This is a genomic window from Acidithiobacillus caldus ATCC 51756 (assembly GCF_000175575.2).
GTDB classification, from domain to species: Bacteria; Pseudomonadota; Gammaproteobacteria; order Acidithiobacillales; family Acidithiobacillaceae; genus Acidithiobacillus_A; species Acidithiobacillus_A caldus.
Genome location: NZ_CP005986.1, coordinates 1,992,379 through 2,019,142, shown reverse-complemented (window position 1 = coordinate 2,019,142; position 26,764 = coordinate 1,992,379). Strand labels below are relative to the sequence as shown.

General features: G+C 62.4%; 23 protein-coding genes, 1 tRNA gene, 1 pseudogene and 1 riboswitch. Of the genes and pseudogenes, 16 read left to right on the top strand and 9 right to left on the bottom strand.

Annotated features, from left to right (window positions below; all coding sequences use genetic code 11):
• Positions 1-98: 98 nt before the first annotated feature.
• Genes ACAty_RS09870 through ACAty_RS09860 form a run of 3 tightly spaced genes read right to left on the bottom strand, consistent with a single transcriptional unit; the run spans position 99 to position 5,903 of the window.
• Positions 99-3,212 (bottom strand): efflux RND transporter permease subunit, encoded by a 3,114-nt coding sequence (locus tag ACAty_RS09870; protein ID WP_004873132.1) that lies wholly within the window; start codon positions 3,210-3,212, stop codon positions 99-101.
• Between the two features lie 10 nt (positions 3,213-3,222).
• Positions 3,223-4,317, bottom strand: coding sequence for an efflux RND transporter periplasmic adaptor subunit (locus tag ACAty_RS09865; RefSeq protein WP_004873131.1), 1,095 nt, complete (start codon positions 4,315-4,317; stop codon positions 3,223-3,225).
• A 53-nt stretch (positions 4,318-4,370) separates the two neighbouring features.
• The gene (locus ACAty_RS09860; protein WP_014003288.1) at positions 4,371-5,903 is read right to left on the bottom strand and encodes an efflux transporter outer membrane subunit; all 1,533 of its coding nucleotides are present in this window, start codon (positions 5,901-5,903) and stop codon (positions 4,371-4,373) included.
• Between the two features lie 159 nt (positions 5,904-6,062).
• On the opposite strand from ACAty_RS09860, the gene ACAty_RS09855 reads away from it, so the two are divergent.
• Positions 6,063-6,893, top strand: coding sequence for a tetratricopeptide repeat protein (locus ACAty_RS09855; RefSeq protein ID WP_014003287.1), 831 nt, complete (start codon positions 6,063-6,065; stop codon positions 6,891-6,893).
• Between the two features lie 43 nt (positions 6,894-6,936).
• Positions 6,937-7,013: transfer RNA gene (locus ACAty_RS09850), tRNA-Arg, on the top strand.
• A 435-nt stretch (positions 7,014-7,448) separates the two neighbouring features.
• Here the strand turns inward: ACAty_RS09850 and ACAty_RS09845 are convergent.
• The 3 genes and pseudogenes from ACAty_RS09845 to ACAty_RS16850 form a co-directional block, all read right to left on the bottom strand.
• Positions 7,449-7,766, bottom strand: coding sequence for a DUF190 domain-containing protein (locus ACAty_RS09845; RefSeq protein ID WP_014003140.1), 318 nt, complete (start codon positions 7,764-7,766; stop codon positions 7,449-7,451).
• A 10-nt stretch (positions 7,767-7,776) separates the two neighbouring features.
• Positions 7,777-8,154 (bottom strand): fluoride efflux transporter CrcB, encoded by a 378-nt coding sequence (gene crcB, locus ACAty_RS09840; protein WP_038472186.1) that lies wholly within the window; start codon positions 8,152-8,154, stop codon positions 7,777-7,779.
• A gap of 425 nt (positions 8,155-8,579) precedes the next feature.
• Positions 8,580-8,641, bottom strand: a riboswitch (Fluoride riboswitch).
• Positions 8,642-8,664: 23 nt separating this feature from the next.
• Positions 8,665-9,640: pseudogene (locus ACAty_RS16850) on the bottom strand (integrase core domain-containing protein).
• Between the two features lie 44 nt (positions 9,641-9,684).
• On the opposite strand from ACAty_RS16850, the gene ACAty_RS15945 reads away from it, so the two are divergent.
• The 7 genes from ACAty_RS15945 (at position 9,685) to dsbD (ending at position 15,626) form a co-directional block, all read left to right on the top strand.
• Positions 9,685-9,828, top strand: coding sequence for a hypothetical protein (locus ACAty_RS15945; RefSeq protein ID WP_153801832.1), 144 nt, complete (start codon positions 9,685-9,687; stop codon positions 9,826-9,828).
• Between the two features lie 175 nt (positions 9,829-10,003).
• The gene (locus tag ACAty_RS09825) at positions 10,004-11,101 is read left to right on the top strand and encodes a DUF3034 family protein (protein WP_004873126.1); all 1,098 of its coding nucleotides are present in this window, start codon (positions 10,004-10,006) and stop codon (positions 11,099-11,101) included.
• 47 nt (positions 11,102-11,148) lie between these two features.
• The gene (locus ACAty_RS09820; protein WP_004873125.1) at positions 11,149-11,613 is read left to right on the top strand and encodes a group I truncated hemoglobin; all 465 of its coding nucleotides are present in this window, start codon (positions 11,149-11,151) and stop codon (positions 11,611-11,613) included.
• A gap of 138 nt (positions 11,614-11,751) precedes the next feature.
• Positions 11,752-12,039 (top strand): high-potential iron-sulfur protein, encoded by a 288-nt coding sequence (locus ACAty_RS09815; protein WP_004873124.1) that lies wholly within the window; start codon positions 11,752-11,754, stop codon positions 12,037-12,039.
• Positions 12,040-12,214: 175 nt separating this feature from the next.
• Positions 12,215-13,375 (top strand): GGDEF domain-containing protein, encoded by a 1,161-nt coding sequence (locus ACAty_RS09810; protein WP_004873123.1) that lies wholly within the window; start codon positions 12,215-12,217, stop codon positions 13,373-13,375.
• On the top strand, positions 13,368-13,691 hold the full coding sequence (gene cutA / locus ACAty_RS09805) for a divalent-cation tolerance protein CutA (protein WP_004873122.1): 324 nt from the start codon (positions 13,368-13,370) through the stop codon (positions 13,689-13,691). Before ACAty_RS09810 ends, cutA begins: the two co-directional genes overlap by 8 nt.
• Positions 13,692-13,784: 93 nt before the next feature.
• Positions 13,785-15,626 (top strand): protein-disulfide reductase DsbD, encoded by a 1,842-nt coding sequence (dsbD, locus tag ACAty_RS09800; protein WP_004873121.1) that lies wholly within the window; start codon positions 13,785-13,787, stop codon positions 15,624-15,626.
• A 101-nt stretch (positions 15,627-15,727) separates the two neighbouring features.
• On the opposite strand, the gene ACAty_RS15515 is transcribed toward dsbD, so the two are convergent.
• Genes ACAty_RS15515 through glnE form a run of 3 tightly spaced genes read right to left on the bottom strand, consistent with a single transcriptional unit; the run spans position 15,728 to position 19,748 of the window.
• The gene (locus ACAty_RS15515) at positions 15,728-15,931 is read right to left on the bottom strand and encodes a zinc-finger domain-containing protein (protein WP_077272734.1); all 204 of its coding nucleotides are present in this window, start codon (positions 15,929-15,931) and stop codon (positions 15,728-15,730) included.
• Between the two features lies 1 nt (position 15,932).
• Positions 15,933-16,856 carry a branched-chain amino acid transaminase gene (locus ACAty_RS09795; RefSeq protein WP_004873120.1) on the bottom strand — a complete coding sequence of 308 codons (924 nt, stop codon included), beginning with the start codon at positions 16,854-16,856 and terminating at the stop codon, positions 15,933-15,935.
• 3 nt (positions 16,857-16,859) lie between these two features.
• Positions 16,860-19,748, bottom strand: a complete 2,889-nt coding sequence (gene glnE / locus ACAty_RS09790) for a bifunctional [glutamate--ammonia ligase]-adenylyl-L-tyrosine phosphorylase/[glutamate--ammonia-ligase] adenylyltransferase (RefSeq protein ID WP_226047709.1) — start codon at positions 19,746-19,748, stop codon at positions 16,860-16,862.
• Positions 19,749-19,898: 150 nt separating this feature from the next.
• On the opposite strand from glnE, the gene ACAty_RS09785 reads away from it, so the two are divergent.
• The 7 genes from ACAty_RS09785 (at position 19,899) to recG (ending at position 26,750) form a co-directional block, all read left to right on the top strand.
• Positions 19,899-20,762: a YicC/YloC family endoribonuclease gene (locus ACAty_RS09785; RefSeq protein ID WP_004873118.1), complete on the top strand. Its 864-nt coding sequence runs from the start codon at positions 19,899-19,901 to the stop codon at positions 20,760-20,762.
• Positions 20,763-20,819: 57 nt separating this feature from the next.
• A complete protein-coding gene (gmk, locus tag ACAty_RS09780) occupies positions 20,820-21,449 on the top strand; it encodes a guanylate kinase (protein WP_004873117.1) in 630 nt (209 codons plus the stop codon).
• Between the two features lie 27 nt (positions 21,450-21,476).
• Positions 21,477-21,752 carry a DNA-directed RNA polymerase subunit omega gene (gene rpoZ, locus ACAty_RS09775; protein WP_004873116.1) on the top strand — a complete coding sequence of 92 codons (276 nt, stop codon included), beginning with the start codon at positions 21,477-21,479 and terminating at the stop codon, positions 21,750-21,752.
• Complete coding sequence (locus ACAty_RS09770; protein WP_226047710.1) at positions 21,736-24,000, top strand: RelA/SpoT family protein; 2,265 nt, start codon at positions 21,736-21,738, stop codon at positions 23,998-24,000. The genes rpoZ and ACAty_RS09770 overlap by 17 nt, the downstream gene beginning before the upstream one ends.
• Positions 24,001-24,073: 73 nt before the next feature.
• Positions 24,074-24,466: a Rid family detoxifying hydrolase gene (locus ACAty_RS09765; protein ID WP_004873114.1), complete on the top strand. Its 393-nt coding sequence runs from the start codon at positions 24,074-24,076 to the stop codon at positions 24,464-24,466.
• Entirely contained in the window at positions 24,463-24,681 is a 219-nt protein-coding gene (locus ACAty_RS09760) for a DUF1858 domain-containing protein (protein ID WP_004873111.1), read from the top strand. The genes ACAty_RS09765 and ACAty_RS09760 overlap by 4 nt, the downstream gene beginning before the upstream one ends.
• 5 nt (positions 24,682-24,686) lie before the next feature.
• On the top strand, positions 24,687-26,750 hold the full coding sequence (recG, locus tag ACAty_RS09755) for an ATP-dependent DNA helicase RecG (RefSeq protein WP_081254332.1): 2,064 nt from the start codon (positions 24,687-24,689) through the stop codon (positions 26,748-26,750).
• Positions 26,751-26,764: the final 14 nt, after the last annotated feature.

Here is a 26,764-nt window from a genome sequence, read left to right as displayed (position 1 = left end):
ACATGATGATGGCCTGCCTTGTCTGGAGATGGCACCCGAGGGCGCCGCTAAGCGCTTTATTCTTCGGGCCCCGAGGGGCCCTTGTCAAGGTAGCGACGTCAGCCCGCCACCGGCTCCTCGCCAGAGCCGTCGGTGCCTTTCAGGCGAGCCGCCTGTGCCCGCTTGTCCTTGGCCAGGACCATGTACATGGCCGGCACCACGAAGAGGGAAAAGAGCGCGCCAATGGCAAGCCCGGTGAAAATCACCAGGCCCATCTGCTGTCGCGCCACCGCTCCAGGGCCCGTGGCCAGTACCAGAGGCAGCACGCCCAAGACCATGGCACCCGTGGTCATGAGAATTGGGCGCAGACGGATACTCGACGCCTTCTCCACGGCCTCCCGCTTGTCGAGGCCCTCATCCATCTGGATCTGATTGGCAAACTGCACGATCAGGATGCCCTGCTTGGCGATCAGGCCGATCAAGGTGATCAGGCCCACCTCCGTATAGATGTTGATGGAGGCAAGCCCAAGGCTGATGAAGATCAGGGCGCCGCTGATGGACATGGGTACGGTGATGAGCACGATCAAAGGATCGGTAAAGCTCTCGAACTGCGCGGCGAGTAGAAGATAAATCAGCAGGATGGCCAGGAAGAAAGTCAGCAGCAGACCACCCGATTCCTGCACATACTCGCGGGACTGGCTGGCGTAGTTGATGGAGAAGTCCTTGGGCATGATCTTCTCGGCTGCCGTGCGGAAGAAATGCAGGGACTGACCCATGCTCACACCCGGCTTGGGCACCGCCTGAATGGTGACGGAGTTGAGTTGATCGAACTGCGGCAGAAATTGCGGCTCGATCTTGGTCTCTACCCGAACGATGGTGGACAGAGGAATCAAGGCACCGCTTCCGGTAGTGATGTAGTAGTGCTTGAGCGCATTGGGATCGGCGCGGAATTTATCCGGAACCTGCGGGATGACCTTGTAGCTGCGGCCTTCCATGTCGAAGCGATTGACGTAGTTGCCGCCCAAGAGGGGCTGCAGGTCCTGGGCGATGGCCGCCATGCTGATGCCCAGAGTACCCGCCAGACTGCGATCGATCTTCAAGACGAGCTCTGGATTGTCGATGCGCAGATCCTTGGTGACATAGAAGAACAGTCCGCTTTTGTAGGCCTCACCCATGACCTGCTCGGCGACCTTGTCCAGTTGCGCGTAGCTGCCCGGGCTCTGCAATACGAACTGCACGGGCAGACCTCCGGAAGATCCGGGTAAGGGCGGTGGCAAGAAAGAGGCCACCTGCAGACCCGGAACGGCCTGCAGCGCCTGCTGTACCTTGGGCTGCAGCTCCATGGCCGTGGTGCTGCGATCACTCCAGGGAGTCATGCGCATGCCAGCGAAGAGGCTATTGGAGCCACCACCAGCCCCCACGGAAATGCCCGTCACCATGAAGGTGGCTGCCTTCTCTGGATACTGATCCAGGATCTTCAGGATTTCCTTGCCGTATTTCACGAGCTCGAGGGGGGTGATCGTGGGTCCGCCGGTACCGGCATTGAAAATGACGCCCTGATCTTCCTGCGGTGCCAGTTCCGACTTCGAGGTGCTGTACAGAAAGTAGATACTGCCAAAGACCACCGCCGCGAAGAGCATGGTTGCCGGGACAAAGTTCAGGGATCCGCGCAGCAGGCGATCGTAGAAGCGACGCAATCCGTCGAAACGCTGATCGACGAAATGCTCGAAGCCGTGCTCCTGCTTGGGTCGCAGCACCTTGCTCGAGAGCATGGGCGAAAGGGTGAGGGCGACGATCATGGAAATCAGCACCGTCGCCACCAGGGTAAAGGCGAATTCACCAAAAAGACTGCCCGTGAGCCCCCCCATGAAGGCGATGGGCGCGAAGACGGCGATGAGGGTCGTCGACATGACGACGATGGCGCCGCCCAGTTCCCGACCCGTCATCAGGGCGGCCTCGAAGGGTGACTTACCCTCGTCGATGTGGCGGTGGACGTTTTCCACGACGATGATGGCGTCGTCCACCACGAGACCAATGGCCAGAACGATGGCCAACAGGGTGAGCAGATTGATGGTAAAGCCCATGCCCCACATGACCAAGCCAGCACCAACGATGGATAGCGGTATGGCCACGCCGGGAATGATGACGGCCCGCAGCGAGCCCAGCGTCAGGAAGATGACCAGGACCACCACGGCCAGGGTGATGCCGATGGTCAGCAGCACCTCATCCAGGGACGCCTTGATGAAAACGCTGGCGTCGTAGGGAATGGCTTCGTGCAGCCCCGGAGGCAGACTCTTGTCCAACTCCTTGAGGGCCGCTCGGACCTTGCTCGCCACCGTCAGGGAGTTGGCCGAGGGCGATTCCTGGATACCGATGAAGGCGCTGGGTTTGCCGTCAAAAAAGGCGTAGGAGGTATAGTCTTGCGCACCCAACTCGACCCGTGCGACATCCTTCAGCCGGATGAGGGTGTTCCCAGACTGCTTGATCACCAGATTCCGGAATTCCTGGACGTTGTTGAGGTTGGTGGTGGCGACGATGGTGTTCTGCACCATCTTGCCCCGGGTCTGACCCACGGCGGAAATGAAATCGTTGTTCCGCAATGCGGTCGCCACCTGCGCCGCACTCACCCCCAGCGCCGCCAGTTTCTGCGGATTCAGCCAGACGCGCATGGCATAGGTGTTACCATTGCCCGCACCGGGAGGCAGGATCTGCGCCTCACCCACGCCCGGGATGGTCGCCAGACGCGGCTGCGCCACCCGCAACAGATAGTCCGTGATCTGCTGCTGACTCAGGCTATCGCTATAGAACGCGATGTACATGAGGTCCGTGGTATTGCCCACCGTGACATTGACGGTCGGCTGCTGCGCCCCCGCCGGCAGCTGATTCGACACTTGCTGGATCTTGGCCAGGATATTGGCCACCGCCGAACTCGGGTCTGTGTTCAGATCCATGTAGACGGTGATGGTGGACTGACCCTCGGAACTGTTGGAGGTCATGTAATCGATGTGCGGGGCACTGGCGATGACCTTGCTCAGGCGTGTCGTGATGAAGCCCTGAATGGTGCTGGGGCTCGCGCCGGGGTAGGGAGTGGTTACCGTCACCACGGTATTCACCAGCGCCGGGTACTGGCGCACGGTCATCATGGTGTAGGCGTGCAGACCCAGCAGGAAGATGACCAGACTCAGCGCGGTGGCGAGTACCGGTCGACGGACAAAGGTATCGGTAAATTTCATGGTCCGGCCCTCAGGATTTGGCATCGCTGTGGTGAATGGTGACCAGACTGTTGTTGCTGAGTTTTACCTGACCGGCCGTGACGACCAGATCCCCGGGTTTCAGTCCGTGCAGAATCTCCACCTGCCCATCCCGCTGCTCGCCGGGCTTGACCACCTGCTGCGTGGCCACCTGCACCGTCTTGCCGTCTTTCTTTTCCGAGTGGATGAGGTAGACGTAATCGCCGTAGGTGTTATACGACACGGCACTGACCGGCACGGTCAAGACCTTGTGCGTCGCCTTCTGGACCGCCTCGGCCTCGGCAAACATGCCCGGGCGCAGGACGTGCTTGGGGTTGGGCAGCGTCGCCTGAATGGCGATCTGGCGCGTGGTACCGTCCACCGCCGCCCCCAAAGCCGTGATCTTGCCCACAAAGGTCTCGCCCGGCGCCGCATCGCTCGTGACGCGTACCAAGGTGCCCACCTGCAGCTTGGGAAGATCTCCCTGCGGTAGGGTGAAATTGACGTAGAGCGGGTCCCAGGACTGCAGATCCACGATTTCCGTACCGGGGGTCAGGTATTGCCCAAGATTGACCTTACGGATGCCGAGATAACCACTGAAGGGTGCCTTGATGGCCAGCTTGCCCAGGGTGGCCTCGTCGTTGCGGATGGCCGCACGGGCGGTCTCGAAATTCGCCTTCGCCGTATCCAGCTGGGACTGGCTCGCAGCGTTCGTCTCCATGAGTTTTTCCGTACGTCTCAAGTTGACCTCTGCCAGATGCAGACTGGCCCGATCCGAAGCCAACTGGGCCAACTGGTTGCTGTTGTCGATCTGGACCAGCAGGCTACCCTTTTTGACGAATTCGCCCGAGTGGAAGTAGATGCCCGTGACGTTGCCCGCCAGCTGAGTGCTGATGGCCGTGCCCTCGATGGCCGTCAGAGAGGCCACCGCCTGAAGACGCGGATGCCATTCCCGCACCGTCGCTTTGGCCGCATCCACGCTGAAGGTCGGCGGCGGCATATGATCCAGGGCCTTGTGCATCATGTAATTGCCAAAGGCCTTGAAACCAAAGATCCCGCCGAAGAGGACGACGAGGACCAGAATGACGATGAGGAACGCTTTTTTCATGCTCAGTCTCCACGACCGGACAAGTGGGGCTTCGAGGGCAAGGGACGATCCATTCAGGATGTACTGGCAGGGGCCTGGGCGGCGCTGGAAGGTTCCGCGACGGGCGCTGGCATGTCGTTTTTCTGCGTCCACCAGCCCCCACCCAGGGCGACCAGCAGGGCAGCCGTATCCTGATAGCGCTGGGACTGCGCCTTGATGACCGCGATCTTGGCGTTGTCGTACTGAACTTCTGCGGTCAGCAGGCTGAGGTAATCCGTCGCCCCGGCCCGATAGCTGGATTCCGCTAGGTGCAGGGCGCTACGTGCCGACTCCAGTGCCTCCTGCTGCGCCTTCAGGGTTTCGGCGTCGTGCTCCAGGGCCCGCAGGGCATTGGCCACCTGCTCGAAGGCCCCCAATATCGTGCTGCGATACTGTTGGTAGACCACTTCATAAGCGGCTCTTGCCTGAGCTTCCTGGGCGCGGAGTTTGCCGCCCTGAAAAATGGGCTGCGACAGGCTCCCCACCAGGCTCCAGATGCTGCTGATGGGGTTGAAGAACAGGTTGGGGTTGCTGGCGGTGTCGCCCAGCGCCGCCGTGAGTTTTACCGTCGGATAAAACTGCGCCCGCGCCTCACCGATGACGGCATTGGCTGCCTGCATCTGTGCCATCGCCGCCTGGATATCGGGGCGTTGCTTGAGGAGTTCGGAGGACAGGCTCACGGGAATCTTCTCGGGCAGGTGCAGATCGCTCAACCGGAAGTCCGGAACCTTGGCCTCGGCGGGAAACTGGCCCACCAGTACCGCCAACTGGTGTCGATACACGGCCAATTGCTGCTCCAGTGGCGGCAGCGTGGCCATCTCCGCGGCCAGTTGGCTGCGTTGGTTGACGACACTCAGGTAGGTAATGGCACCCGCGCGGTACTGGTTCTCCGTCAACTGCAAAAGCTTCTGCTCCTGGGCGATGATGGCCCGGGTCGCCTCGATCTGCGCCTGCGTTGCGGCCACATTGACGGCCGCCGTGACGATGTTGCCCGTCAGGGTGAGTCGTGCCGCCTCCAACTCCCATTGCTGATAACGCACCAGAGCCTCACTGTTGCGGTACACCAGACGATTCACCCCAAAGATGTCTGGGTAGTAGCTCACATTGAGGCTGCCCGTAACCAGGGAATAGCGAAACCCGCCCTTGTTGCCTCCGAAGGCCGCGGATGAGGACTTCGCCCGCTCCGCGCTCAGGCTGCCGGAGACCTGGGGAAAAAATATACTGGCATTTTCCCGCGCCACAGCGCGCGCTTCTTCCAGCTGTGCCTGGGCCTGGGCCACGGTAGGACTATTCTTAAGGCCCACGGCGATGAGGGTGTCCAGAGCCTTGGAGTGGAAAAGGGTCCACCACTCCCGATCCAGATCCTGGCCGTACTCTAGGGTCTGGGCGTGTCCAGCCGGCCCAGGTGCGGTGGCCGTTTGTTTTGGGCTGGGTCCCGCCGTGTACGGCACCTGGTCCGAGGGGCTGTGCGGTACACGCAGTGCAGGCTCAAAGCTGCAGCCGCCCAGGAGTGACGCAAGCCCCGCGGTGCCAAGGGCTGCCAGTGTCGATTTTCGGAGACTATACAAAGCTGACCCCCCTCCAGGGCTGGACCGACCGTTCGGTATAGTGCCGGCAAGCGCGATACCTGTCAATCCGCTGGTGCCCCAACGAACTGTGTAGGCTCTTGAATTCCAGTGAGCTTGCCCCCATCATGACAAACATCTCAACCTTCCTCGGAGGAGCGTATGCAGTTTCGCGGTGTGGTACTCGCTGTGGGCATTGGCCTCTTGACCGCAACCGGTGTTGCTCTGGCGGAGCCCAGCGTAACCCAGGTGACCCAGGCCATCCAGTCCGGGCGCCTGGATCAGGCCCAAAACATGATTCAGGAGGTCTTGGCCAAGCACCCCAACTCGGCCGAAGCCTATTACCTGGAGTCGCGTGTGCTCGCGCGCCAGGGTCAGTGGACTGCCGCCGGTCAGGCCCTGCACCGGGCCGAAACCCTGTCGCCCGGCATGCCCTTTGTGGCGCCCAAGGCGCTTGCTCAGTACCGTGCCGAACTGAAAAAGCATGGTGCCCTGGTCGCGAGTACGGCTACCCTGCCCGTGGCCACTCGGCAAGGCGGTGGGGCGGGACGGGCTCTGGTCTATTTCTTGGGACTCGTCTTCATCATTGCTGCCATTGCGTGGTTCATGCGCCGCCGCCGCCAGCAGCAGATCCTCATGGCACGAAACAACGGCGCTACGGGTTTTGGTAATCCCTACGGACCAAACTACGGGCCCGGCATGGGTCCTAACCCAGGCGGAATGCCAGGTGGGGCCCCCATGGCAGGGCCAGGCATGGGTTCGGGACTCGCCTCTGGGCTCGCCACCGGCCTTGGGATCGGCGCCGGCGTTGCCGCCGGCTCGGCCCTGGCCAATGGACTTTTCCACCACGGAGACGGTGGCAATGCCTCCGCACCTGCCGGTGATAATGGCGATCTCGGTCTACTGAACAATGACTGGGGCGACCAGAACCAGGTCGCCAGCAACGACGACTTTGGCCTTGGCGATGGTGGCGATGGCGGCGATTGGGGATGATGTTGACCGAATCGCCCCGTCTTGATAGGATTCGCGGCTCGAAGCGCTCGTAGCTCAGCTGGATAGAGCAACTGACTACGAATCAGTAGGTCGGGAGTTCGAATCTCTCCGAGCGCACCAATAAAAACAGGCACTTAGCGAAGCAAGCTAGGTGCCTTTAATTTTTTCTGATCCATGTTCACGCCCGGAAAGGGATTTCGTTCCCACAAGACCTCCTCACACGGGTCCAGGTCTGCCGCGGCCTGGCAGGGACTAAGGATTGGCCCGTGCGTGGTTCTTCCAAGAACGGGCGGCGCCAGATGGTTTCGTTTTCCCGGGCGTTACACTAAACCGGTGTGGCGACTCCTGCGACCATGAACCGACGTATCCGCGTGCCTCTGGGCGGAGTCGCGGGCGAAAACTGCTCGCCGTCGCAAGCTGTGGCTTAGGGACTAGTACTCAGGACCATTCGAGGTGGAGTCCTCTGGGATCAGCCAGCTGTTGGGTGCCATCTTTACCCAGTCGCGGAGCGCAAGCTTCGTTTGACTTGTCCAGCGGAAGTGCGAAGCCAGAATCTCAGGGACAACCGCACTCTGCTTCCCATCGCAGGATATGGTTGGCAGGAACCCATTCCTGCAGTCGAGGCAGGACGGCATCAACCGTTTCTGGCTTGTCGAAGAATTCCAGCACCAGGGGTAGATGCACATTGAGGCGAAGGATATCGTCGGCGCGGACGACGCCTTTACTGCCAAAACCCGCAATGCCGCGAAAAGCCGTTACCCCGTGCACCTTGTACTGATCGTGGAGCATGCGGAAGATTTCTTCCATGAGATTATGACCCCCATGCTTTTCTCCTTCCTGGATGTATACACGAACTACCGAGACTTTTGTCATGGCTTATCCCTTAGATGCTGCGCGCTACCCAAGCCCCCATGAAGGCTGCCGCCACACAGAGAAACAGTGAAGAAAACATATAGGCGAAAGCCTTGATCGCCTCTCCGTTTTCAAATAGTACCAGGGTCTCCAGGGAAAAAGTAGAAAACGTGGTATAAGCCCCCAGTCCGCCAGTCAGTATACCGGTGCGCAGCTCTGGCGATAGAGCGCTACGCTCCAGGGTTTCGAAGAACAGAAATCCCATCAGGAAACAGCCGAGCACGTTGATACTCAAGGTTGCCCAGGGAAAGCCGCGGCCCAGTACCATCTGTACCAGAATCGATTGGCCATAGCGCGCCCAGGCACCGAGCACGGCGAAGACCGCTATGAGCCCTAAGGTCCCGAACATGTATCATTCTCCTCGTATCACGACAGAAAAATACCCGCAGCCTGGGGGCGACGACAAGGCGTCCAGATCTTGGACAGGAATGCTTTGCACCATTGCGCAGAGGGGGTGGCTGTGGTTCGGCAGCAGCGGCGGCGCAGCAACGCTGCGGTGCAAGGGTGCGAAGCACGGGGAAGAGCACACTGTCCTGCTCACCGGGTATGGTGCAGCGAAAATCACCATGCCAGCGGGAGACGATACGGGGCTGTTCGCGCGCCCTGGGCACGCTCCCGAAAGCCGGGAAGCGTAGGGTACAGGACGGCTTCGAAAATGCGGTGCTTGCCGGGGGTAGAAAAATGTTGCAGCGACGGAAGTCACCCGCATGAACGTCACCTTGGCCACAACACCCCCTTGCATCGCATTTGAACCCTCTACCTTCCGCTTTGGCGGATTCGGTAGAAGTCATTAGCCACGAAGGCGGTTCCAGGCGGACCTCATCGCCGTTGGAAAGGCTATGTCTGGATGCGATTTTTGTCAACGCCTTGTATGCGTCCACCACCTTTGGCACTGGGGCTGATGTTGCAGGAGGAAGGATAGCGGTGGTTGTTGGCCGAGTCGATGGTGTGGTCGTTCGGCGTTGTAGAAGACGAGCCACTCGGCGAGTTTTTGGTTGAAGCGGGCGAGGTCGGTGAAGAGCAGGTCTTCGTGGTAGTCGACGAAGGATTCCTGGATGGTGCGATTGAAGCGTTCGGCATGGGCATTCATTTTTGGGGTCTTGGGGTAGGTATACCAACGGGCGATCTGCTGTTCCGTGAGGGTTTGGGACGGCGGCGAGGGCCGCCTGGGTGTGGCGTGTGGCTTTGCTGGGTAAAGCGACGGCCAAGGCAAAGGCGCTGGCTGGGTCGATGAAGGTGACGAGGTAGCGTTTCAGCCCGTCGCGAACCCGCTCGATAGTGTCCACCGCCAGGCACTGCAAGGCAGTGGTGGCCACCCCCTTGGGCTTGCGCGGCTTGCGAGAACGCCGCACAGGCTTGGCGCGACCACGGGCATCGAGGCGCGCGGGGCTGTGGCGCATTTTATCCGGTGCACGGGCGATGATTCTGCCGAGGGTGGACACCGATGGCAGCGCGATACCCTTCTCCGCACACCAGGGGCGCAGCAGGACGTGCAGCTTGTCCTTGCCGAGATTGGGGTGAAGGGTACGTAGCCGCCGAATTTCCGCTACCAGCCTGGGGTCGGTCTTGGGCCTGCGTCGGCGTTTGGGCGCGCTGGACTGGCTGGCCAGGGCGGCGGGATTGCCGCCTTCGGCCTTCAAGGCCGCTCGCCACCGATAGAGCGTCCTTCGGGACACCCCAAAGGCATCGCAGGCGGCCACCAAACCGTGTTTGTCCCAGAACTGTACAATTCTGAGTCGCTCTTGCGCATCTTTCGGAGTCATCTCCCAACGATGCCCCAAGCCCGCTACCCGGTAAAACCCTCGGATCCGGTACCCGACATGTTGAACCTGCATGGCACTCCTCCCTCGCCAAAGAAGTGCCAAAGGTTTGTGAACTTATGCAGACCTTGGCAACCGGAACCCGCGGCGGCGCGCTGGGCATCTGGGTGTCGTCGACGGGCTTCGTAGGAAAATATCTGCGATGGCGTATTTGGGTCATGACCGAGATAGTCATGACCGCGGTGTTTGTCATGACAAAATAATGCAGAGCCAACCAGTCAACCTTAAAATAAATAATAAAAAAATCAATGTATTGAAAGTTGTTTGCGAATGTTGGGGTGGTCTCGAGATTCTGTTTCATGGCGTGGAATGACTATTGCTGACGGTGGGTAGAGCAGCATTTGCTGTTCCTGAACTTCAACCCATGAGGAGGTCATCGTGAATATTCCTAAAAGAAAATGGGTGCGCCATTGTCGACTTGCGGCGATTACCTGCGCGCTTGGGCTGAGTCTTCCCTTCGCGGCACACGGCGCCATTGGTGCTGCCAGTCTTTTCGGTCAGGGTCGGATTCTGGGCACGGGTGCGGTGACGGCGGTGGATGGTGCGGCCGGTGGCGGTATCAATCCCTGGGCGGTCATCTCGGGCTATGGCACCAACCAGCAGATCGGCGCCACGGCTTTCTATTCCCACGTTCTGCTGAACAACTACAACATGGACGCCTACGGTGCCTCGCTGGGCATTTTCAATCGGATTGAGTTATCTTTCGCCCGCCAGAGTTTTAGCCTCGGTAGCACCGGGCAAGTCTTGGACCAGCGCATACTTGAAACTGCAACGGGTGGTCCGGTTCCATACGGCGCACCTTACACGGCGTCAGGACCAAATGGGTTGGGCCTTTCAGGGCCACAATTTTTTGGTGACAACTACCAACTGAACCAAGATATCGTGGGCCTGAAGGTACGTCTCTTTGGCAACATCGTGTATGACCAGAACTGGTGGGAGCCAGAGGTGTCTGTGGGGGTGGATTTCCACCACAACGAGATGCCCAAGAACCTCGCCGCGACCCTCGGTGTCAAGCGTAATGGCGTGAGCTACTACGTTTCCGCCACCAAGGTCTGGCTGGATGGTCTGTTCGGCCTCACGACCCTTGCTAACGTCAACATCGATGTCACCAATGCCAATCAGCAGGGTCTGCTGGGGTTTGGCGGTGTCAACGGAATGGGTTACTCCGTAGAGCCGGCAGCCTCGGTCGGGATATTCCTCAATCGCCACGTCGTACTGGGTGCGGAGTATCGCAGTATGCCCCAGAATCAGTTGATTGCTCCGTCGGGTTTCGTGCCCGCTTCGGGACCGTACAAAGGGCTTAACTTTGGGGCGGTGGGCGACGCGGTATCCAAGACCAGCGCCTGGAAGGATGTCTATGTGGCCTGGTTCCCCTACAAGGCGCTCTCCTTGACGGCGGCTTATGTCAACCTCGGGACCATTGCCACGGAGAAGAACCAGAGCGGTCTGTATCTCTCCTTGACCACGAGTTTCTAAGAGGCGCGGTTCAGTCCCTTTATCCATTGATGGAGGTCATCATGACAATGCAGCACTTTCGGCCCGCACGCTGGCTTCAGGGCGGTATTCTGGCCTTGAGTTTGAGTGCGTTCGGTGTTCTGTACAGCGGACAGGCGCAGGCGCAGAACTACTACGATCAGTTTGGCGGCAAGGCCGGCATTACCGCCTTGATCAACACCTTTGTGGACAACGTCGCCAACGATCCGCACATCAACTACTACTTCGCCCACACCAATATTCCGCACCTGAAGTACGAATTGGTGCAGCAGGTGTGCATGGCTGTGGGTGGTCCCTGCAAATATACGGGTCAATCCATGGTCGAGGCGCACAAGCACTTGCAGGTTACCACGGCGGCCTTCAATTACCTGGCGCAAGACATGATCGATGCCATGGACGCCCACCGCATTCCCATCGGCGCCCAGAACTATCTGCTGTCCCTCCTCGCTCCCATGGAGCCAGAGATCGTCACGGCCAATGGACCGCTGGGTTAAGGAAGTCGGAACGCAACTCCTCCTCACCCAGAGCTGATTTTGGGTTTTCAGAGGGCCTCGCGCCCTCTTTTTTGCATCCACGATGTGCGCCACCGCGTAGTAACTGGTGTTCTTCCACACACCCGCAAGGAGATAGCCATGAAATCCGTATCCCGTCGTGAATGGTTGAAGTCCGCGGCCAAGATCAGCGCCGTTGCTGTCGTCGCTCCTCTGGTCTTTACCGCGCGCGCCGATGCCTCCGACAGCGACTTGCAGAGCAAGGCCTCCGTGAGCTACCAGGACAAGCCCGAGGGCAAAGATATGTGCAGCAACTGCGCCCATTTCGTCCCAGGGCCAAAGCCGACGGCCGATGGCACCTGTAAGGTGGTGGCCGGCAAGATCAGCCCTCACGGCTACTGCTACGCCTACACGCCCATGGGCAGCTGAGACAAGATTTCATCCATTTTGCCGCGAAGAAGGGATGCCTGTGGGCATCCCTTTTTCTGTCCCGGCGCTTGCCACCTTGACGGTGCGCCACTAGGCTCAAGCACGGTACGTTGGCGGTCGCGCCAGCGGAATACCCGGTTTGAGGCCCGAGAGGGAGCAAAAAGGAGCGTACTGGGTGAATGATCTGCGGGCGTGGTTGGGAACCTTTTCGTGCGTCAGCCGTGTTCCCTTTGCCGAACCGGAGCGTTTTGCGGAATCGACCGATCTGGATCTGCTTGGGCGCATGGCCAACTGTCTGGAGGGAAACCCGCTCCTGCACAGCGTAGCCGTGGGGCGCGCTGACGCCGATGGTGTCCTGCGGCCGGTGGCTGCAGGTGGGCCATTCCGCGAGCATATCCTGAGCGACGTCCGCGTATTCTTTGCGCCGGATCATCCCCATGCCCGCAGTGTGTCGGTACGCGCCCTGCATGAAGGCCGCACCCTGGTGGTGGCGGATTACCCGCGTAGCGAGTACCTGCAGCACCCAAATCTCGCAGGCTGGCGCGAGACTCTGGCGAGGATCGGTATTCGCTGGCTGGCTGCCGCGCCCATGGAAAGGCAGGGGACTGCCTGGGGAGTGCTGGTGCTCGCCGGAACCCGGGATCTGCCGCCCGCCGAGTTGGAGCTGGCCGCCACCATTCTTGCCCGCTTCATGGCCGATAGTCTCGATCTGTGGGAGGCGCAGCGGCGGACCCAGGACCTACACCGGCAACTGCGGCAGGTGGCCGAGCGGGATCCCCTGACGGATCTTCCCAATCGGCGCGCCTTGCAACGTGTGCTGGTGACGCCGAGGGCGCTCGATGGGGCGGGGCGCACGGCTGTGGTGATGCTGGATCTGGACGACTTCAAGGCCATCAACGACGAGTTGGGGCACCAAGCCGGAGACGCCATGTTGCGTGCTCTGGCGGAGCGCCTCTGTGCCAGTCTGCGGCGGGAGAATTTCGTGGCGCGCTATGGTGGTGACGAATTTGTGCTCTTGCTGCACGGTTGCGCCGAGCGCAATGCGGAAGAGGTGCTCTCTCGCCTGGAGGCGGCACTGGCACGCCCCCTTGCCCTGGCAGATCGACAGTGGTCGATGCGGGCCAGCATGGGAGTTGCCCTTGCCGTGGACCATCCTGCTCAGGATGCGGAGCGACTTTTGCGACTTGCGGATATGGCGCTCTACAAGGCCAAGGCGTCCAAGGGACGGCGTGAGTGCAGTTGGTGCTTTGCCAATGCCGAGGACTTGCCGCCGAAACAGGGTGCCGCAGTGTCGTCCTTCTCTGGAGATGAGGGAGATCTAGACATCCATGGCTGAATCGATACTTCTGGTGCTGTGCAGCATTCCGGATTCCGATACCCTGGCGCGGGAGATCGCCGGAGCGCTCTTGGAGCAGAAGCTTGCCGCTTGTGTGCACTGCCTTCCCGCCGGGCTTTCGATCTACGTCTGGAAAGGGGAGCGTGAGGAGCAGCGCGAACGGATTCTGCTCATAAAAACCGAGGCCGAGCGTTATGCCGTGTTGGAACAGACCCTGCTGGCCCTGCACCCCTATGCGGTGCCGGAGATCCTCGCTTTCCGTGCGGACGCGGCACTAGGTGCCTATGCCCGCTGGCTGGGGGATGCCTTGCACTGAACGCTGGCGGACTCGTCGGGCGCTGGCGTGGATTTTGCTGCAGAGGCGGGTATCGTGCATAGTCGCCAGAATAGGTTCCAGGAGGGGTGGAGAATGAGCGTAATGGCATCTCGGGCGGATGGAGAGCGTGCCTTTTGGCACAACGGGCTTGGGATGCTGCTCCTTCTGATTCTGCTGCTGATCCCGCTCTTTGCCAGTGCCGCTTTCCTGCCTCCGGATCAGGCTTTTCGCTTTGCGGCCAAGGCCGACGGACCCGGGCGCCTGGAACTGACCTGGACCGTGGCGCCGGGGTATCACCTCTACCGCGATCGCATCCGCGTGTCCATCGCGCCGGATACGCTGCACCTGCAAAAGATCGATCTGCCCCCGGGTAAGGAGCTGGATGACCCTGCCTTTGGTAAGGTACGTGTGCTGGAGGGTAAGAATACCGTCGTCGCCCACTACACCAGCGATGGCCCTCTGCCCTCGGTGATCGCGGTGAGCAGCACCTTCCAGGGCTGCGCCAATGCCGGCGTCTGTTATCCCGAGCAACACGAGACCATCGACGTCGACCTGGGTGCGGCAACAGCGGCGCCGACGGCCAGCGCTACCGCAGCCTCGGCAAGCTCCGCAGTCCCCTCCACGCGCGTCGCCCCCACGGCGCAAAGCAATGCTAGGGCGCTGGCCGGTGATCTGCAGGATCGTTTCTGGCTGACGCTGGGGCTCTTCTTTCTGTCGGGCCTGGGACTTGCCTTTACCCCCTGCGTTTTTCCCATGATCCCCATCCTCTCGGCCCTCATCGTCGGTCAGAAGGATCACCCCGGTCGCGCGCGGGCTTTTTTCCTGTCCCTTGCCTACGTGCTGGGCATGGCCCTGACCTACACGCTGGCGGGCGTCCTTGCGGCGTTGACGGGTGCCTACTTTCAGGCCTTTTTTCAGAGTCCTTGGGTTCTGGCTGCCTTTGCCGCGATCTTTGTGCTTCTGGCCCTATCCATGTTCGGCTTTTACGAATTGCAGATGCCCAGCAGCATTCAGAGTCGTCTATCGACGGTGGGAAGGGGCGGGCACTTCGTGGGTAGTTTCGTCATGGGGGTTCTCTCGGCCCTCATCGTCGGGCCCTGTGTCGCCGCGCCCTTGGCAGGTGGGCTGTTGTTCATCTCTCAAACGGGCAATGTGCTTCTGGGAGCCCTGTCGCTTTTGGTGCTGAGCCTCGGCATGGGGCTGCCGCTGCTGGTCATCGGTACCTCGGCGGGACACCTGCTGCCTCGGGCCGGTCCCTGGATGGATGCCACCAAGGCCGTTTTTGGTGTGCTCATGCTCGGCGTGGCCATCTGGCTGCTGGCGCGCATACTGCCCGGTGACATCAGCCTGCTGCTCTGGGCCACTCTGGCCGTGGTCTGTGCCGTGTATCTCCACGCGCTGGAGCCCATACCGTCCGCCGCCCCTGGCTGGCACTATCTGCGCAAAGGTATCGCCGTGCTCCTTCTGGCCTATGGCCTGTTGGCTGGATACGGTGCCCTCACCGGCCACGGCGATCCCTTGGAGCCCTTGGGAAGGCCTGCCACCGCTGTGCCAGCGTCGACCTCCGCGGTCCAGACCGCGGGCACCGCCGAGCTGCACTTTACCGTCGTCAAAAGCCCGAGGGAGCTGGAAAGCGCCTTGGCCGCTGCCCATGGCAAGCCGGTACTCATAGACTACTGGGCACAGTGGTGCATCGAGTGCGCGCGCATGGACAAGGTGACCTTCGCCAATGCCAAGGTGCGCCGGGCGCTGGCGGGCGATGCCTTGATTCGGGTGGACGTTACCGCCGACACCGCCGCGAGCAAGGCGCTCTTGCAGCGCTTCCATCTGGTCGGTCCGCCTGCCTTCATCCGCCTGGATGCCAGCGGGCAGGTGGAGAAGGTGCAGGAGGGCTACCTCGGTCCCGAGGCCTTCCTGCGCTGGCTGGATGCCTGATCCGTCGAGTCCGTGGCCAAAGCGTTTTCGCTGAATGGGATAAACCCGAACTGGGAGATGGATGGTGCGACTGGTGCCTCGATCCGGCTCCAGCCGGTCCCTCAGTGACCGCTGTTGGGTATGACTCCACCCTTGAGGACGTAGAGCGTGCCACAATAGGGACAGCGTGCCTCGCCTGTCTCGGCTATCTTAAGGAAAACGCGAGGATGACCGTCCCAACTCGGTGGCCGCGGACAATACAGGGGGAGATCCCTGGGTTCTACCTCCACCAGTTTTTCGGCGCAGCAGCGTAGGTTCTGGTCCATGTCAGCCCACGTGGTGCAGCCACTCGGGATGATCGTCGCGCTTACCCGAAACGGTGTCGAAGTAGCGGCTCTGCAGGAGGGCCGTGATCTCGCCGCGACGGCCGTTACCGATGATGCGATCGTCGATCTCGCGAATGGGGGTGACCTCGGCGGCGGTGCCGGTGAAAAAGGCCTCGTCGGCGATATAGAACTCGTCGCGCGTGAGCTGTTTTTCGACGATGGGCAGGCCCGCGTCGCGGGCAAAGCGCAGGATGGTATCGCGGGTTATGCCCTCCAGAGCACTGGTGAGGGTGGGGGTGTAGAGCACGCCGTCCCGCACCATGAAGACGTTTTCGCCCGAACCCTCGGCCACGTAACCTTCACGGTCCAAGAGCAACGCCTCGTCGTACCCGCCGCGGTGGGCTTCGCCGTGTGCCAGCATGGAGTTCATGTAATTGCCGGTGGCCTTGGCCTTGCACAGGTGTATATTGACGTGGTGGCGACTGTAGGAGCTGACCTTGACGCGAATACCGTGTTCCAGGGCTTCCTGTCCAAGGTAGCTGCCCCAGGGCCAGGCGGCAATGAGCACGTGCGCCTTGAGGCCCTTGGCGCCCAGACCCATGCCTTCGGCGCCATAGAAGACGAGCGGTCGTATGTAGGCGGATTCCAGGCCGTTGGCGCGCACGACTTCCTTGGTCGCAGCATCGATTTCGGCGTGGCTGAAGGGAATCTCCATCTGCAAGATCTTGGCGCTGTTGAACAAACGCTTGGTGTGTTCGGTCAAGCGAAAAATGGCGGCGCCACGTGGGGTTGCGTAGGCACGCTCGCCCTCGAAGCAGCCGAGACCATAGTGCAGGGTGTGGGTGAGCCCGTGCACCGTGGCCTCACGCCAGGGTAACAGTTTGCCGTCCATCCAGATGAAACCGTCGCGATCTGCCATCGACATCGTTTAACTCTCCTGTGCGGCCCGCAGGCCAAGTATTTCGCGCCACGCTCGGAGCACACCCTCGGCAGCTTCGTGCAACGCGCCCGACTCAGGATCGGTATCGGCCACGCTGCGGCTAGCCAAGGCGAGCCAGCGGCGATTCTCGCTGTAACGGAAAAGACCCAGAGCCTCTTCCAGGATTTTTGCCTGGGCCGCCGTCCAGATACCCGCGTCCCGCAATGCGGCGATGAGGACCCCGGTGTTGTGTTGCTCACTGAGCTGCGGCGCCGTGGGGCAAGACGACAGCATAGCAAACTGGACGAGAAATTCGATATCGGTGAGTCCGCCGGGACTGAGCTTGAGGTCAAACCGGCCGGCCGGGATCTTTTTCGTGGCGTGGATGCGCTGGCGCATCGCGACGATATCCCGGGCGAGGGCGTCCGTTTGGCGCGACCGGCAGAGGATCTCGCGGCGCAGCTGGGCAAAGCGCTGACAAAGCTCCGGGCTGCCCGCGATGGGCCGGGCCCGGCACAAGGCCTGGTGCTCCCAGGTCCAGGCCGACTCCCGCTGATAGCGAGCAAAGGCGGTCCAGGAGCTGACCAGGGGGCCCGACTGCCCCGAGGGACGCAGGCGCATGTCGATCTCGTAGAGAATCCCAGCGCGGGTGGGGAGGGTCAGGATGTGGATCAGACGTTGCCCCAGGCGCGCGAACCATGCGCTGCTGGAGAGGGGGATGCGACCGTTGCTCTCGCCATCGTCCGCGGCATCGTAGAGAAAGACGAGGTCGAGGTCCGAGGCAAGCCCCATCTCGCGCCCGCCCAGCTTGCCGTAGGCGATGACGGCAAAGGCGGGAACCGGATCGGTGCTGGAGTTGCCATCGCCACCAGGTAGCGATCCGTGTCGCTCCAGCATGTCGGCCTCGGCCCATTGCAACGCCTGCTGGATGGCCACTTCGGCCAGTTCACTGAGGTGCCCGCCAAGGCTTGCGGCATCCAGCCCTTCCGTCCAGAAGTCGGCGGCGAGCAGCAGGGTTTCACTATTCTTGAAGCGACGCAGGGCGTCCATGCGTTCTTCGGTGTCCGTCGCACCGGCGAGCTCTGCGGCAAGCTCCTGGCGCCACAGACTGGGGTTGCGGTCCTGTCGACTGAGCAGATCGTCCAGCAGGATGGGATGGCGCACCAGGGCCTGGGCAAGCCAGGGGCTGTGCAAGAGATGGGTTACGGTTGCCAGAAAATCGGCATTTTCGGCCAGCAGCGCCAGGTAGTGGGCGTGGGGCAGCAGGGCCTCGGTGAGATCGAGCAGGCGCTGCAAGCCCACATCGGGGGGACTGAAGCCTTGGCAGAGATCGAGATAGCGGGGCAGGAGCTGGTCTAGCCGCTGGCGTCCACGCCGGGACAAGCGCACGGCGACGTTGCGCGACTGCGCAAAGCGGTGCAAGCGTTCCCAGACGGCTTCGGAATCCACAAACTGCCAGGGCGCCAGCAGAGTACGGGCGTCGAAGTCCGGGGCGGCTGCCTGCGCCGCCTGCCAGAGTTCTGCTTTCTTTGGGTTGTCCTCAGGTTCCGGGTCCTCCAGCAGCAGATCGCGAAAAAGGGCGTGGACCTGCTCCCGCCTCGTACGAATCGCTTCCCGAAGCCTTGCCGGATCGCCACATGCCAGGGCGCAGGCAAGGCGCTGCCAGGCGGCATCGTTGTCCGGCAGCTGTTGGGTTTGCCGGTCCTCCACCATCTGTAGGGCGTGTTCCACACGGCGCCACAGGCGATAGCTGGACTCCAGGAAATCGGCATCGGCCGGTGTCAAGAGGCCTGCGCTGCGCAGTGCCGCCAGGGCGGCCAGGGTGTTGTGCTGACGCAGGGCAGGCAGGCGACCGCCGTGAATGAGCTGGAGCGCCTGGCAGATGAACTCGATTTCGCGAATCCCGCCGCGGCCTTTTTTGAGATTGCGACTGTTGGGCCCTTGTTCCAGATCCATCAGTGCCTTGACTTCGCGCATGCCGGTCAGGGCCGTGAAGTCCAGATAGCGGCGATAGGCAAAGTGGAGGTTATCGGCGAGGATTTGTTTGCCGAAGGACAGATCGCCGGCGACGGGTCGGGCCTTGATCCAGGCAAAGCGCTCCCAGTCGCGACCGTGGGCTTGGTAGTACTGTTCCAGCGCGGCTGCACTGACACAAAGGGGGCCGACGTCGCCGAAGGGTCGCAGGCGCGTATCGACCCGAAAGACAAAGCCCTCGTCGGTGTTCGTGTCCAGAGCGCGGATGAGCCAGCGCGCCAGGCGCTGAAAATACTCGCCGAGGTCCAGGGGCAGAGGGCCGTCGCTTTGCCCGCCCTCGCCGTAGACGAAGAGTAGATCGATGTCCGAAGAGAGGTTGAGCTCGCAGCCACCCAGCTTGCCCATGGCGAGGACGGCAAAGGGAACGATGGCGCCGGCCTCATTGCGCGGCAGGCCATGGCGTTGGGCGAGGAGTTTCTGGCCAAAATCCAGGGCGCTGGCCAGACAAGCCTCGGCGAGCCGCGTGAGGGCGGTCAGGGTCGCGTCCAGACGCTCTGGCCCCCACAGATCCTGCCAGATGATGCGTGCCATGGCGTGCTGCCGGTCGCGGCGCAGTGCTCGTAAGAATCTGTCCTCGTCGCCTGCCTCAGCACCGGCCTCGAGGGCTACGGGTTCCGCGTCGAGGTCGAGTAGCCACTGCGGATGGCGCTGCATAAGGCGACGCCAGTAGGGACTGGCGCAGGCTACCTGGGCCCAATGGGCGCAGAACTCGGTACTGAGGCGCGCTGTCAGGGTCGCGCGCTCCGTATCGTCCAGCGCATCCCAGGCCGACTGCATTGCCGCCAGTACCAGGGGCCCGTCGGTGACGAGCGCCCCTGCGGCAACACGGCAGGGCTCTGGCAGAGGAGGGTGAGCAGTGGTCATGGAAGCCATGGTCGCAGGCGGGCGCGGGGTGGGCAAGAGGCAAGGCGCGTGCCGCGCGATTGCATCTCGCTGGCGTTTGCCGGCGATACCGGCGCGCCTCGCCTTGTGGTAACTTCTTGCGTTCCAGCGGACCTCAGGAGTGGTTCAGGAATGCTCAAGAGTATGACGGGTTTTGCGCGAGTGGAGGCTCAAGGCTCCTGGGGAAGCCTTGCCTGGGAGCTGCGCAGCGTCAACCATCGCTTCCTGGAGGTTTCCATGCACCTGCCCGAGACCCTCAATGCCTTGGAGGGAGAGCTGCGCAGCCGGGTAGGTAAGGCTTTGGCGCGCGGACGGGTGGACGTGTGGTTGCGTCATCAGACGGCGGCGGGTGTCCATTTGCAACTCAATACCGCCCTGGCCGCCGAGTTGCGCGGGCTTCTGGGCGAGCTGGCGGATCTCTGGGATCTGTCGGACTACCGTCTGTCGCCTCTGGAAGTGCTGGGCTGGCCGGGAGTCGTGCAGTCCGGGAATCCCGGGTCGTCCGAGCTTCCGGATCTCGCGCTACGCTACTTCGATGCGGCTCTCGCACAGTTGCAGGAGACGCGCACGCGCGAAGGAAAAGCCCTCGAGGAACTGATCCTGCAGCGTCTCGACGCCATGCGCGCGCAGAGTGCGGCGCTGCGCGCCGTCCTGCCGGAGATCGAAACCCTCCTGCGCGAGCGTCTGCGCGCGCGTTTGCAGGAACTGGCGCAGCAGGTGGAGCCCGGTCGCTGGGAGCAGGAATTGCTGTTCTACTTGCAGCGCCAAGATGTCGCCGAAGAACTGGACCGTCTGGATACCCACGTGGAAGAATTGGCGCGCATCCTGCGGCGGGCGGAGCCCGTGGGACGGCGCCTGGACTTTCTGGTCCAGGAGCTCAATCGCGAGGCCAATACCCTGGGTGCCAAGGCCGGTGACAACCGACTCACCCACGCGGCGGTGGAACTGAAGGTCTTGATCGAGCAGATACGGGAGCAGATCCAGAATGTGGAATGAGGGGCGTGGACGCTCAGCCGTCGCTGGCGTAAGGACGGCTATGGAGGCTACAGAGCTGTGACGCACGCGGCGGGAATCTTGTGGATACTGTCGGCGCCGAGCGGTGCGGGCAAGACCAGCTTGGCCCGTGCGCTGGTAGCGGAGGTGCCGGGATTGCGCACTTCCGTCTCCTTCACCACCCGGGCGCCACGTCCGGGTGAGCAGGATGGGGTCGACTACCATTTCGTTAGCAAGGAGACCTTTGCCGCCATGGCCGAGCGGGGCGAATTCCTCGAATATGCCCAGGTGCACGGCAACAGCTACGGCACGGGCGAGAGCTGGGTCAAGCAGCAGCTTTTCCAGGGCGCCGACTGCCTGCTGGAGATCGACTGGCAGGGCGCGCGGCTGGTGCGGGAGCGGCTCCCGGACTACGCCCAGAGCATCTTCATCCTGCCACCGTCCCTGTCGACCCTGGAGGAGCGTCTGCGCGGGCGCGGTCAGGACAGCGCCGAGGTGATTGCCCGGCGACTGGCCGCGGCGCGTGAAGAATTGTTACATTACGACGAGTTCGACTATCTGGTGGTCAATGCAGACTTTGCGGCGGCACTCGCCGATCTGCGCAGCATCCTACGGGCGGCGCACCTGCGGCGCGAGCAGCAGCAGTTCACCGAGGGAGAACGTCTGAAACATCTTCTGGGTGGTCAATAGCCACCCCTATCTGTGGAGCAGTGGATCATGGCACGAATCACGGTGGAAGATTGTCTGGCCAATCTGGACAATCGCTTTGAATTGACCCTGGTGGCGGCGCGGCGGGCGCGGCAGCTGGCTGGGGGTGCGACGCCCTACGTCGAGGTGGGGCGGGACAAGAATACGGTGGTGGCCCTGCGCGAGATTGCCGAGGGTCTGGTGGGTCGCTCGATTCTGGATGAGCAGGATCCACCGCCCTTGAGCAGCTTCCCCGGCGCCAGTCGCCGTGAAGCCCTGCGGGTAGAGGATGCAACCGGCGACTGAGCGTTGCGACCCCGAACCGGAGCCCGTCGCGGACGGGCCCGGTGCGGTGCTGCGCCTTCCGCCGGTGCGGCCGGTGCTGGAAGATCCGTGTGCGCCCCTGCGCGAGCTGTTGCGCGGTTATCTGCCCGCCGCCGAGGTACAGCGAGCGCGGGAGGCTTACGAATTTGCGGCCGGGGCCCACGGTGAGCAGACCCGGCGCAGCGGTGAGCCCTACATTCATCACCCCGTCGCCGTCGCCTGTATCCTCGCGGAACTGCGGTTGGATATCGCCAGCGTTCAGGCGGCCTTGCTCCACGATGTGATCGAGGATTGCGGAGTCAGCAAGGAGGAGATCGCCGAGCGTTTTGGCGCGGAGGTGGCGGAGCTGGTGGATGGGGTCAGCAAGCTGGGACAGGTGCGCTTCGAAACTCGGGAAGAGGCGCAGGCGGAAAATTTCCGTAAGATGTTCCTCGCCATGTCCCGCGACATCCGGGTGGTACTCATCAAACTCGCGGATCGCTTGCACAACATGCGCACCATGGGCGTGATGAGTGCCGAGAAGCGCCGCCGTATTTCCCGCGAGACCCTCGATATCTACGCGCCCATAGCCCAGCGCCTGGGCATCCAGGCCATCCGCATAGAGCTCGAGGAATTGGCCTTTTCCCACCTCTATCCCAAGCGCTGGCATGCCCTAAGCGATGCGATAAAGGCTGCGCGTGGCAACCGCAAGGAGGCAGTGCAGAAGATCGAGCAGATCATCGCCGAGCGTCTGCGCCAGGAGGCCATAGTCGGTGAGGTCAGCGGCCGCGAGAAACACGTCTACAGCATCTACCGAAAGATGCAGGCCAAAGGGCTGCCCTTCAGTGCCATCCACGACTTGCATGCCTTTCGGATCATCGTCAAGGATGTGGACACCTGCTACCGCGTACTCGGCATCGTCCACAGCCTCTTTAGGCCGCTGCCGGGACGTTTCAAGGATTACATCGCCATCCCCAAATCCAATGGTTACCAGTCCCTGCACACGGTGTTGCTGGGCCCCTTTGGTCATCCGGTGGAAATTCAGATACGCACCGAGGATATGCACCGGGTGGCGGAGGCGGGAGTGGCAGCACATTGGCTCTACAAGAGCGGCGCCCAGAATGCCCACGCCGAAGCCCAGGCGCGGGCCTGGCTTCAGCGTCTGCTAGAGCTACAGGCGCAAGGGGGAGATTCGCAGGAGTTCCTGGAGAACATCAAGCTCGATCTTTTCCCCGACGAGGTTTATGTTTTTACGCCCAAGGGCAAGATTCTCAGCCTGCCGCGGGGGGCCACGGCGGTGGATTTCGCGTACGCCGTGCACACGGATGTGGGCAATCGGGCGGTGGCGGCGCGCATCAACGATATGTTCGCGCCCCTGCGTACGCTGCTCAACAACGGCGACAAGGTCGAGATCATCACCGCCGCATCGGCACGGCCGCAACCGGGCTGGCTCGATGTGGTGGTCACGGCCAAGGCGCGTACGAGTATCCGCGCCCACCTCAAGACCATCCAGCAGGACGAGGCAGAGATGCTTGGCCGTAATCTCCTGGACAAAGCCCTGCAGGGCCTCGGTAGCAGCCTCGCGGATCTGGGCGATGGGGCCCTTCGGGATATGCCCAAGGCCTTTGGCAAGGGCTCGGAGGGTGAACTCCTGGCAGCCGTGGGTATGGGCGAGATCTTCCCTCTGGTACTCGCCCACAAGCTCCTGCCGGTGGAAGACCAGGGTCGCCTCAAGCAGACGGCCCGACGCCTTGGGCAGGCGGTCAGTCAGCTGCTGCCGGGGCGCGTCTCCAGTGGCGCGGTGCGGGAGCCCCTGCTCATCCGCGGCACCGAGGGTCTTCCCGTCACCCTGGCCCGTTGTTGCCGACCCATCCCCGGCGACCCCATCTTGGGTTTCATCACCGCGGGCAAGGGCATCGTGGTGCACACCCACGACTGCCACAACATTCGCGAGTGGCGCAAGCGCCGCGATCGCTGGGTGGACGTGCAGTGGGATCCCAAGGTCCAGGGAGAATTTCCCGTCACCATCCGCGTGGTGGCAGAGAGCGGTCGCGGGGTTCTGGCGCGAATCGCTACCCACATCGCCGATGCCGACGCCAACATCGATCGGGTGGATATCGAGCCCCAGGATGGACTCTACACCGGGATCACCTTTACCATCCTGGTCCACGACCGCACCCATCTAGCCCGGGTGGAGCGCAATCTCCGCACCCTGCCCAGCATATCGCGGGTACAGCGCGTCAAAGGATGAAGGGCGCGGAGCCTAAGCCCAGGGCCTCTGCCCACGCCGGAATCCACCAAGAGCAACCGAGGAAGATCGTCCCATGAAAGCACAAGCCATCACCACCAAACAGGCACCCCAGGCCATCGGTGCCTACAGCCAGGCCATGATCCACGGGGATCTGCTCTATCTGTCTGGGCAGATTCCCCTGGATCCGGCGACGGGCAAGCTGGTGGAGGGCGATATCGGGCTCCAGATACGGCGGGTATTGGATAATCTGCAGGCGGTCTGTGAGGCAGCTGGTACCGAGCTGCAGGCGGCCGTCAAGTTGCAGGTCTATCTGACGGATCTCGCCCATTTCGCGGAAATCAATCAGGCCATGGAAGCGGTCTTCTCGCCACCGTACCCGGCGCGGGCAGTGATTCAGGTGGCGGCCCTGCCGCGTGGAGCGCAGGTGGAGATCGACGGTATCGTGGCCCTGTCGAGTGCCGGATGATCCTGGAACCTGCCCAACTGCATCGGCCCATCGGCGAGCTTCTGCAGGACTATCCCGAACTGCGCCAGCTGCTCGCTCGGCGCGGTATCCATTGCGACGAGTGTTTCATCGCTGAGCGCGAGACCTTGGCCGGGATGGCGGCCATGCACGACCTCGATCTGCAGGAACTCCTGCGCGAGCTGGATGCCGGCTCGGGTTCGCCCGCTACCTCCTGAATTCCGTGCCAACCCGCCCGGCTTCCCCTCGCGTCTCGCTGGATAGCCCGGTAACCGCGCTGCGCGGGATCGGCCCAACCATGGCGGCGCGCCTAGCGCCCTTGGGCATCGTCCGCGTCGAGGATCTCCTCTTTCACCTTCCCAGCCGCTATCAGGATCGCCGGCAGCTTCATGCCATGGGCAGGCTGCAAGCGGGTCAAGAGGCGGCGGTGCTCGGCGAGATTCTGGACATCCGGCCACAGCCTGGTCGTCGACCCCAATGGTGCGTAGTCCTCGGCGACGATCGGGGCGCCGTTTTGCAACTGCGTTTCTTTCACTGGGTGGGGGTCATGCGCAGTCAGTGGCGCCCCGGCCGACGTCTGTGGTGTTTTGGGGAAGTACGCGTCGGTGGCAACGGGCTGGAGATGGTGCACCCCGAGTGGCAGCTGGCGGACACCCCGGACTTTTGCCTGCCCGATCGGCTCACGCCCTTCTATCCCAGCGTGGCGGGTATCACCCAGGCGCACTGGCGCGCCTGGACCGACGCAGCATTGGCGTTGTCGGACGAGCTGCTGGATCCCCTCCTACACCTCCTTCCGGCCGGCTGGCCCAGTCTCAAGGCGAGTCTGTACCGGCTGCATCGCAGTGCCGATGCGGTGCCCGGCGATGCGGATCCGGCCCGCCAACGTCTCGCTTTGGATGAGCTTTTGGCGCACTATCTGGCCCTGCGCGAGGAGCGTCGTTTGCGGCGATGCCTTCCCGCACCGGTCCTCGCAGCGCCCGGTGCATACTGGGAACGTCTGCGCCAGACCTTACCTTTCGTGCCGACGGCGGCGCAGCTGCGGGTCATCGCCGAGATCCGAGCGGATTTGGGTGCCACCGCACCCATGCGCCGCCTGGTGCAAGGGGATGTGGGCTCGGGCAAGACCCTCGTGGCCGTGGCGGCACTGTTGCAGGCGGTAGAGGCAGGCTATCAGGTTGCCTTGATGGCGCCCACGGAGATTCTCGCGCGTCAGTTGCATCAGCGCTTGGAGGACTGGCTGCAGAATCTCGGACTGCGCGCAGGATTGCTCCTCGGGAGTTGCTCCGCCAAGGAGCGACGACCCTTGCTCCGGGCCTTGGCCGACGGCGAGCTTGCCATCGTCTGCGGTACCCAGGCCCTGTTCCAGGAAGGGGTGGACTACGCTCGCCTTGGTCTGGTCATCATCGATGAGCAGCACCGATTTGGCGTCGAACAGAGACGGCGGCTCATGGCCAAGGGATCCATGCCCCACCTGCTCATCCTCACGGCGACCCCCATCCCGCGCACCCTGGCCATGACCCTGCACGCCGACCTCGATCTTTCCGTCATCGATTCCCTCCCCCCGGGGCGTCAACCCGTGGCGACGGTGGTCCTGCCCGACACCCGGCGGGACGAGCTGATCGCGCGCATGCGCAACGTCCTCGCGGAGGGCCGCCAGATCTATTGGGTCTGCCAGCTCATCGAAAATTCCGAACTACTGGAACTGCAGGCAGCGGAAGACAGCTACACCGAACTGTGTCGCGCTTTGCCCGAGGTTCGCATCGGTTTGGTGCACGGGCGCCTCCCCGCCGAAGAAAAGCAGCGGCGGATGCGCGATTTCGTCGGCGGCGCTACCCAGATCCTGGTGGCTACCACGGTGATCGAAGTGGGGGTGGACGTACCGGCGGCGAGCCTCATGATCATCGAACACGCCGAACGCCTTGGCCTTTCCCAGTTGCATCAATTGCGCGGACGGGTGGGGCGGGGCGCGACGCAGAGCGCCTGCATATTGCTCTATCGGCCACCGTTATCGGCGCGAGCGCGGCAACGTCTGCAGGTGATTCGTTCCAGTCACGATGGTTTCTTCATCGCCCGCAAGGACCTGGAGATGCGCGGTCCGGGAGAGTTGCTGGGGGTGCGACAGAGCGGCGAACGCGCCCTGCGTGTTGCCGACCCGTTGCGGGATGAGGCACTACTGGAGATTGTTCCGGATTTGGGCGAGAATCTGCTGCGCACGCAGCCCGAGGCAGCAGGTGTCCTGATACGGCGCTGGCTCGGCAGCTCCGTCGCCTACGGCGACGTGGGGTAGGCAAGGATAGTGGA

Bases quoted from the DNA above. Each gene is read 5' to 3' on its own strand.
- ACAty_RS09855 (WP_014003287.1), top strand. From the start codon at position 6,063: ATGCAGTTTCGCGGTGTGGTACTCGCTGTGGGCATTGGCCTCTTGACC.
- ACAty_RS09845 (WP_014003140.1), bottom strand. From the start codon at position 7,766: ATGACAAAAGTCTCGGTAGTTCGTGTATACATCCAGGAAGGAGAAAAG.
- ACAty_RS09770 (WP_226047710.1), top strand. From the start codon at position 21,736: ATGCAACCGGCGACTGAGCGTTGCGACCCCGAACCGGAGCCCGTCGCG.
- ACAty_RS09765 (WP_004873114.1), top strand. From the start codon at position 24,074: ATGAAAGCACAAGCCATCACCACCAAACAGGCACCCCAGGCCATCGGT.
- crcB (WP_038472186.1), bottom strand. From the start codon at position 8,154: ATGTTCGGGACCTTAGGGCTCATAGCGGTCTTCGCCGTGCTCGGTGCC.
- ACAty_RS09865 (WP_004873131.1), bottom strand. From the start codon at position 4,317: ATGAAAAAAGCGTTCCTCATCGTCATTCTGGTCCTCGTCGTCCTCTTC.
- cutA (WP_004873122.1), top strand. From the start codon at position 13,368: ATGGCTGAATCGATACTTCTGGTGCTGTGCAGCATTCCGGATTCCGAT.
- ACAty_RS09785 (WP_004873118.1), top strand. From the start codon at position 19,899: ATGCTCAAGAGTATGACGGGTTTTGCGCGAGTGGAGGCTCAAGGCTCC.
- ACAty_RS09795 (WP_004873120.1), bottom strand. From the start codon at position 16,856: ATGTCGATGGCAGATCGCGACGGTTTCATCTGGATGGACGGCAAACTG.
- ACAty_RS09815 (WP_004873124.1), top strand. From the start codon at position 11,752: ATGAAATCCGTATCCCGTCGTGAATGGTTGAAGTCCGCGGCCAAGATC.
- dsbD (WP_004873121.1), top strand. From the start codon at position 13,785: ATGAGCGTAATGGCATCTCGGGCGGATGGAGAGCGTGCCTTTTGGCAC.
- glnE (WP_226047709.1), bottom strand. From the start codon at position 19,748: ATGACCACTGCTCACCCTCCTCTGCCAGAGCCCTGCCGTGTTGCCGCA.
- ACAty_RS09870 (WP_004873132.1), bottom strand. From the start codon at position 3,212: ATGAAATTTACCGATACCTTTGTCCGTCGACCGGTACTCGCCACCGCG.
- ACAty_RS15515 (WP_077272734.1), bottom strand. From the start codon at position 15,931: ATGGACCAGAACCTACGCTGCTGCGCCGAAAAACTGGTGGAGGTAGAA.
- ACAty_RS15945 (WP_153801832.1), top strand. From the start codon at position 9,685: ATGCAGACCTTGGCAACCGGAACCCGCGGCGGCGCGCTGGGCATCTGG.
- rpoZ (WP_004873116.1), top strand. From the start codon at position 21,477: ATGGCACGAATCACGGTGGAAGATTGTCTGGCCAATCTGGACAATCGC.
- ACAty_RS09760 (WP_004873111.1), top strand. From the start codon at position 24,463: ATGATCCTGGAACCTGCCCAACTGCATCGGCCCATCGGCGAGCTTCTG.
- ACAty_RS09820 (WP_004873125.1), top strand. From the start codon at position 11,149: ATGCAGCACTTTCGGCCCGCACGCTGGCTTCAGGGCGGTATTCTGGCC.